Origin of the sequence: Streptomyces sp. NRRL B-1347 (assembly GCF_000720325.1) — a bacterium.
Taxonomy (GTDB): domain Bacteria; phylum Actinomycetota; class Actinomycetes; order Streptomycetales; family Streptomycetaceae; genus Streptomyces.
Genome location: NZ_JOJM01000134.1, coordinates 1 through 7,220, shown reverse-complemented (window position 1 = coordinate 7,220; position 7,220 = coordinate 1). Strand labels below are relative to the sequence as shown.

Sequence of the window (7,220 nt, the reverse complement as noted above, 5' to 3'; positions counted from 1 at the left end):
TATTCGTCGGCAGCGTCAGATGTGTATAAGAGACAGGGTGGGAAATCCCGCCGCGGTAGCGGCGGACACCCGAACGAACAACCCGCAGCGCTCCGCGTCAGGGCCCGGCTGGCGAAGCCGGGGAGTTCCGGGTGGGCGGGTGGGAGAACCCGCCGCGGTAGCGGCGGGCGCCCACGAGGCCGGGGCCTCGCGGGCAGGGGTCTCGCAGGCAGGGGGCTACGACCCCGACCCCGGGGGCGGGCTGTCGTCGGGCTGGCCGTCGGAGACCCGCAGCACCTCGTCGATCCGGTCCGCACTGAGCCGCTCACCACGCGCAGCGGACGCCGCGATGATCAGTTCGCCGCACAGCTCGATCTCGGCGAGGGCAACGTGGTCCTGAACCGCCGTGCCGCGCACCAGAGCCACGTTCACCACCTCTTCCTGACCACGGTTGTGCCGGTACCGGCTTCCTAGAGTAGGGAGCGGCCTACGTACCGCGCATGGCACGGACGGACCATATTGCGACTATCAGCCATCGATATGCGGCCACCGCACAGCCGCTACCGCACGGCCGCCACCGCCCAGCCGCCACCACCCAGCCGCTACCGCTCGGCGATCTTCCCGGCGTAGATGTCCTTCTCCGGCGGCAGCCGCACCCGCACCGGCGCCCCGAACCCGTACAGCGAGGTCGTCGACGCGACCTCCGCGTTGGCCACCTGGAACTGGTGACGCAGCTTGCGCAGCCGCCCCCGCTCGTCGACGTACGCGTCGAACGGAACACCGCCCTTGCTGAACCCTTTCGCCACCGCCGCCCGCAGCGCGTCCCGGTACTGCGCCGACGCCGCCGACGCCGCGCCCGCCAGATCGGCCACGCCCCGGTAGTGCCGCACGGCGACGCCGTCGACGCGCGTCTCGCGCACGTACGTCACCCGTCGCGCCCCGCGCAGCAGTTCGGCGGCGAGGAGCGGATCGGTGGCGCCGCCCGTGACGAGGTTCCCGTCGGAGAGGGACGCCGTCTCGACCCGCACCCACTTGTCGGCGGGCACCCCGGCGCCGCGGTTCTTCATGTAGAGGTCCCCGCCCGTCATCAGCTCCGTGACCGGCGGCCTGCGCCGGCCGCGGTCCGCCGGGTCCTGCGGCAGCACGACGTCGAGGCGTCCCTGCCGCCGCCGGTAGTCGTACACCCCGTGCCCCCGGATGGTCACACGGGTGCCGCCGCTGGCCATCTCCATGGACGTACGCGCCTTGGAGGTGCCCGCGCTCACCAGCGAGTCGGCGGCGTCCCGCACCTCCTTGGCGGGGTCGTCGCTCGCGGCGGCACCGCCGCCCGAACAGCCCGTGGCGAGCGTCATGAGGCCCACCGCGGCCGCGACGGCCGCCGTGCCCGTGTGTCTGCGCTGCTGCCCCATCGCCCTGCCGACCCCCAAGCCTTTCCACGCGTCGGTGACCGCCGTGCGGCGCCCACCGGGTCGAGCCCCCTGTGTTCCCAATAACGACCGGTACGGGGTGTTGTCACGCGACAGCGCGTTCACTCTCCCGGCGTACCGTGGGGCCGTGCCCGAGCAGCATTCCCCCGAACCGCCGCACCGTACGACCACCGAGGAGAACGGCCGCTTCTGCGCCGCCCGGTGCAGCTGCGGCTGGCGCGGCCCCGCGCGCCGCGCCCGCAGCAAGGCCCGCGCCGACGCCGCCGCCCACAGCGAGACCCCCTGAAACCCGCGGCCCGGTACGGCCGTTCCCCCGGAACCCCCCGGCTCCCGCTGTCGTCTCGTTGTGCGGGAAAGCAACGGGAGGGCTCATGGAACGGCTGGCACGACGTACGTTCATAGGGACGGCGGCCGCCGCGGCCGCGGCGGCGGGCACGGCCGCCTGCACCGGCGGGGGCGGCGGCTCGGGCAGCGCGTCGGCGAGTACCACAAAAGCGACGGGGTCCACGGCCACCACGCCGATCAGGACGGCCGCCGCGTCCGCCGCCGCCGACCTCACCGCGCTCGCCCGTGACCTGGACGGCTCCCTGGTGCGGCCGAACGAGGCCCAGTGGGCCACGGCCCGCCAGCTGTACAACACCCGCTTCGACAACCTGAAGCCGACCGCCGTCGCGTACGTCGCGCACCCCGACGACATCCGCACCACCCTGGCCTACGCCCGCGCCCACGACGTCCCCGTCGCGGTCCGCAACGGCGGCCACTCGTACGCGGGCTGGTCCTCCGGCACCGGCCGGCTGATCCTCGACGTGTCCCGGCTCAACCGCACCCGCGCCTCGGGCTCCACCGCCACCATCGGCGGCGGCGCGAAGCTCATCGACGTCTACCGCGCCCTCGCCGCGAAGGGCGTCACCATCCCCGCGGGCTCCTGCCCGACGGTCGGCATCAGCGGTCTGACCCTCGGCGGCGGCCACGGCGTCGTCTCCCGCGCCTACGGTCTGACCTGCGACAGCCTCACCTCCGCGACGCTCGTCACCGCCGCGGGGAAGCTGATCAGGGCCGACAAGTCCGAGCACAAGGACCTGTTCTGGGCGCTGCGCGGCGCGGGCAACGGCCAGTTCGGCGTCGTCACGGAGCTGACGTTCCGCACCCACCCGGCCCCGCAGGCGGTCTCCGCCTACCTCACCTGGCCGTGGGCGAAGGCCGCCGCCGTGGTGAAGGCCTGGCAGGAGTGGGGCCCTTCGCAGCCGGACGAGATCTGGTCGTCGCTGCACCTCGCGGCCGTCCCCGGCGGCACTCCCACCGTCTCCGTCGCGGCCTTCTCGCTCGGCACGTACGGCGCGCTGCAGAACGCCGTCGACCGCCTCGCCGACAAGGTGGGCGCGTCCGCCCGCAGCGTCTCCCTGAAGCGCCGCGGCTACGAGGAGGCCATGGAGGTGTACGCGGGCTGCTCGTCGTTCGCGACGGACGCGCAGTGCCATCTGCCGGGCCGGACGCCGGGCCGCACCCCGACGGGCGCGCTCGGCCGGGAGACGTACGCGGCCCGCTCGGACTTCTTCGACCGCTCCCTGTCCGCCGCCGGGATCCGCGCGCTGCTCGGCCAGATCGAGCACGTGCGCGGCGAGCGCGGCACCGCGGGCAGCATCGCCCTGACCGCGCTCGGCGGCGCCATCAACCGCGTCGACCCGACGGCCACGGCGTTCGTGCACCGCCGCTCCCGGATGCTCGCCCAGTACATCGCCTCCTGGCGCGCGGGCACCTCCGGCACCGGCGCCCAGGGCTGGCTGACGGGGGCCCACGGCGCGATGCGGCGCCACGCGTCGGGCGCGGCGTACCAGAACTACACGGACCCGACGCTGACCAACTGGCGCGAGGCGTACTACGGCCCGGCGGCGCCCCGCCTGAAGAAGGTGAAGAAGGCCTACGACCCGACGCGCTTCTTCAGCTTCCCGCAGGCCCTGTGACGCCGACAGCGCCCCGAAGGGGCGCGGGGAACTGCGCGACCAGCCACGTCGGCCCCGCAGGCAGTAGACGACCCCACGTGGCAATTCCAGCGAAGCACGCGCCCGCCGCCGACCACTCCGACGGCGGGCGCCCCGCACCCGTTCGGCCCCGCCCGGACCGCCCCCGGGTGGCCCGGCGGGCGCGGGACCGCTGGCCTGGGGGCATGACACGTACCCGGATACGGATAGCCGTGGCGGGCGCGCTCTCGGGCGGCACCGGCGTGTGGCTGCTGCGCCGCCGCGGTGCGCGGGCGGCGCGCGGGCGCCTGGTGGCGCCCGGTGCCTCTACGCGGCGAGGCCCTTCTCGTCCGACCCGGCGGCCTCCTGCTCGGGCAGGGTGGCGACCGGCCGGGCGCCGCGGTGCGGCGCCCACACCAGACGGGCGGCCTTCCCCGAGCGCCCGATCGCCTTGGTGACGGGCGTGAGCAGCGCCATCGCGAGCGGCGAGAGCAGCAGCGTCACGGCGGTGCCGAGGGCGAAGCCGCCGATCACGTCGGTGGGGTAGTGCACGCCCATGAAGACGCGGCAGAAGCCCTCGACGGCGGCGAGCGCGATCCCGGCGAAGCCGAACCTGCGGTTGGCGACGAAGAGGCCGACGCCGATGGCCATGGCGAGCGTCGCGTGGTCGCTCACGAACGAGTAGTCGTTCTTGCCGTCGACCAGGACCTCGAGGCCCTGGTGGTCCTTGAAGGGGCGGGGCCGCTCCACGAAGTTCCGTATCGGCACGTTCACGAGGACGGCGATCGCGGCGGCGAGCGGGGCCCAGACGACGGCGGCGACGGAGCCGGCCGCGTCGTCGAGCGTGCCGCGCTTGCGGGCGCCCCACCAGCACCAGAGGACGAGCAGCACCAGGGCGAGCAGCAGTCCGTACTCACCGACGAACTCCATGGTGCGGGCGAACCAGCCCGGGGAGTCCTCCGCCAGGCCGTTGATGTCGTAGAGCAGGCTGACGTCGGGGTTCGACCCGGATGTGTCGAGTCCAGCCATGATGCTGCGGCCCCTTGTCTTCTCTCTCGCGGGCGCGCCGCCTGACGCGCCCTCCATCAACCCCCGTGGCCAGTGCGTGCTGTACCAGTCAAGGGAACGCACAGTCCCCTTATCTACGTTCCACTCTCCACCGAATGATCACTCAGACGTTATCGAAGAGAGACTCATCGCCGCAGCTCAGGGGGGTGTTTTAGCGGAACGTTCCAGCCAGCTCGGGCGGCGCGTGCGCCGGGCGTACGCCTCCGCTCCGGCCGCCGGTCAGATGTCCGTGCCCTCCGGCTGCGGCTGCCCCGAAGGCGCGGAAGGCTCCCCCGAAGGCTCCTCGGAAGGCTCTTCGGAGGGCCTGCCGGACGGCGGGGAGCTCGGCTCGCCGGTCGGCTTCCGGCCCTTCTCGGCGTCCTCGTCGCGCTCCTCGGGAGGCTCACTGGGCACTGCTTTTGCGCCATCTTCGGTGACGCGGGTGGCTCCGAAGTAGTCAGGGGTGTCGATGGGGTCGAAGCGGATCTTCGCGCCGGGGCGCGGCGCGTCGATCATGTAGCCGCCGCCCACATAGATACCGACGTGCCTGATGGCCCGCGAGTTGCTCAGATCGTCGGAGAAGAACACCAGGTCCCCGGGGAGCAGCTCGTCCCGCTTGGGGTGCGGCCCCGCGTTGTACTGGTCGTTGGCGACGCGCGGCAGGGGGATGCCGACGCTGCGGTACGCGGCGAGCGTGAGCCCCGAGCAGTCGAAACGGCCGCCCTGGTCGGCCGTTCCGTTGCCGCCCCACAGATACAAGGTGCCGAGCTTCTTCTGCGCGTAGTAGATGGCCCCGGCCGCCTGCCGCGACGGATTCACCCGGCCGACGGGCCTGGCGAAACTCTTCTCCAGAGTCGTGATGATCTTGACGTAGTTCTGCGTCTCGCGGTACGGGGGCACGCCTCCGTACTTGATGACCGCGTACGCGCCCGCGTTGTACGCGGCGAGCATGTTCTTCGTCGGGTCGCCGGGCGCGTCCTTCACGTACTTGGCGAGCTTGCAGTCGTACGACGCGGCGGACGGGATGGCGTCCTTGGGGTCCCACACGTCCCGGTCCCCGTCGCCGTCCCCGTCGATCCCGTGCGTGGCCCAGGTCCCCGGGATGAACTGCGCTATGCCCTGCGCCTTGGCCGGGCTCTTCGCGCCCGGGTTGAACCCGCTCTCCTGGTACAGCTGGGCGGCGAGCAGGGCCGGGTTGATGGCCTTGCACAGATTGCCCCACTTCTGCACGAGCGGCTGGTACGTGGTGGGCACGGCCCCCTTGGCGAGGCCGACGCTCCCCCGCGAGCCGCCGCCCCCGGCGACCGAGCCCGCGGCCACGAACGTGCCGATGACGAGCAGCCCGATGAACCCCATGGAGCCACTGAACGCGACGGACGCGAGCAGCCACGTCTTACGCACCGTCAACCACCCCTCGCCCACCGGGAGTACGCCGGGATCAGTGTAGATGCGGGACCGTCGCACCGGGTGGATCACCGCCCGTCCGACGGCGGATACTCGAAGCCGCACGCCCGACCCGAACCAGAAGGAGGAGGCGGCGCCCGTGGCCGACGCACGCCCCGATCCGCCCGCCGGCCTGGACTGGGTCCGCGCCGCCCCGCAGGACGAGCCGGGCCCCGGCCCCTGGATCGAGTACGCCTTCGGCCCCGGCGACGCGGTGTACCTGCGCGGGACCGGCGCCCCCGGCGAGGTCGTCACGACGACCCGCCGGAAGTGGGAGGCCTTCGTCCTGGGCGTGCGCGCGGGCGAGTTCGATCACTTCGTGGAAGGGCACTGACATGACAGCGGAACACCCCGGAACCGCGACCCGGCTGCGCCCGGCCGAGCCCGGCGACCACCCGGCGATCGTCGCGGCCGTCCGCACCTGGTGGACCGACCGCAGCCCCGCCGAGATGCGGGAACTCTCCCTGCTCCTGCCGAAGTTGTTCCTGCAGTTCTTCGCCCGTACGAGCCTCGTCCGCCAGGACGGCGACGGGGTGCGCGCCTTCCTGGTCGGCCTCCACCCGGCCGACCACCCCGACGAGGCGTACATCCACTTCGTGGGCGTCGACCCGGCGCTGCGCGGGCAGGGCGTGGGGCGCGAGCTGTACGAGACGTTCTTCCGGAACGCCGCCGCCGCGGGCCGCACCCGGGTGCGCTCGGTGACCTCCCCGACGAACACCCGCTCCATCGCCTTCCACCGCGCCCTCGGCTTCCGCCTGGAAGAGGGCGACGGGGTGGGACCGCACGGCGTCCCCGTGCACAAGGACTACGACGGACCGGGGCTCGACCGGGTCTGCTTCCTGCGAACGCTGACCGTAATCAACGATTGACGGAGCGCCAACTTTGCCGGACTGTAGGAGGGTTGGGCGCGGGGGAGGCGCCCGGCGCCCGTTCTTCTGCGCATGACGGCTGGGGGGAGCCGACGATGGAACCGAACGACCCCGGAGACAGGCCCGAGCCTCAGGACAGACCGCCGACGGACAGCGGGGCCGCGCCCGGAGCGGGGGCCACGCCCGAGGGCGAACCGGCCTCCGCGGGCGAGACCCCGGCCGACGCCCCGGCCGAGACCCCGGCCGAGGGGGAACCGGCCTCCGAAGGCGGGCCCGCGCCCGCGCCCGGCGGTGACAGCCGCCCGGAAGGCTTCGGTCCGCCCGTGGCACCGCCGCCTCCGCCCGCCGCGCCGCCCCCCGGCGCCCAGGCCCCGCCGCCCCGGCCCCCGGCGTACGGCCCGCCGCCCCAGGGACCCGCGCACGGCCCCGGACCCGGCCCCGGCTACGGCGCGCCCGCGTACGGCCCGCCTCCGGGCGCCCCGGGCCCGCCGCCCGCC

8 protein-coding genes and 1 pseudogene are annotated in these 7,220 nt (G+C 73.7%); 5 read left to right on the top strand and 4 right to left on the bottom strand.

The features are described 5' to 3' along the window. Positions 1–216: 216 nt before the first annotated feature. Together IG74_RS0143280 and IG74_RS0143275 are read right to left on the bottom strand one after the other, a co-directional pair. On the bottom strand, positions 217–405 hold the full coding sequence (locus IG74_RS0143280; protein ID WP_030689029.1) for a hypothetical protein: 189 nt from the start codon (positions 403–405) through the stop codon (positions 217–219). Positions 406–581: 176 nt separating this feature from the next. Further along, complete coding sequence (locus IG74_RS0143275; RefSeq protein ID WP_030689027.1) at positions 582–1,388, bottom strand: hypothetical protein; 807 nt, start codon at positions 1,386–1,388, stop codon at positions 582–584. A gap of 145 nt (positions 1,389–1,533) precedes the next feature. Between IG74_RS0143275 and IG74_RS52990 the strand changes: the two genes are divergently transcribed. Both IG74_RS52990 and IG74_RS0143265 read left to right on the top strand, forming a co-directional pair. Then, entirely contained in the window at positions 1,534–1,692 is a 159-nt protein-coding gene (locus tag IG74_RS52990) for a hypothetical protein (protein ID WP_199818979.1), read from the top strand. A gap of 94 nt (positions 1,693–1,786) precedes the next feature. After that, a complete protein-coding gene (locus IG74_RS0143265; protein ID WP_030689025.1) occupies positions 1,787–3,367 on the top strand; it encodes an FAD-binding oxidoreductase in 1,581 nt (526 codons plus the stop codon). Between the two features lie 324 nt (positions 3,368–3,691). Here IG74_RS0143265 and IG74_RS0143260 read toward each other — a convergent pair whose 3' ends face one another. Beyond that, positions 3,692–4,393 carry a phosphatase PAP2 family protein gene (locus IG74_RS0143260; protein ID WP_030689023.1) on the bottom strand — a complete coding sequence of 234 codons (702 nt, stop codon included), beginning with the start codon at positions 4,391–4,393 and terminating at the stop codon, positions 3,692–3,694. Between the two features lie 258 nt (positions 4,394–4,651). Continuing rightward, entirely contained in the window at positions 4,652–5,767 is a 1,116-nt protein-coding gene (locus tag IG74_RS0143255; RefSeq protein ID WP_420710047.1) for an NlpC/P60 family protein, read from the bottom strand. Positions 5,768–5,954: 187 nt separating this feature from the next. On the opposite strand from IG74_RS0143255, the gene IG74_RS0143250 reads away from it, so the two are divergent. The 3 genes and pseudogenes from IG74_RS0143250 to IG74_RS0143240 form a co-directional block, all read left to right on the top strand. Further along, positions 5,955–6,188 (top strand): DUF397 domain-containing protein, encoded by a 234-nt coding sequence (locus IG74_RS0143250; protein WP_030689020.1) that lies wholly within the window; start codon positions 5,955–5,957, stop codon positions 6,186–6,188. A 1-nt stretch (position 6,189) separates the two neighbouring features. Next, on the top strand, positions 6,190–6,723 hold the full coding sequence (locus IG74_RS0143245; protein ID WP_030689018.1) for a GNAT family N-acetyltransferase: 534 nt from the start codon (positions 6,190–6,192) through the stop codon (positions 6,721–6,723). Positions 6,724–6,818: 95 nt separating this feature from the next. After that, a pseudogene (locus IG74_RS0143240) lies at positions 6,819–7,220 on the top strand (hypothetical protein); the annotation flags it as partial.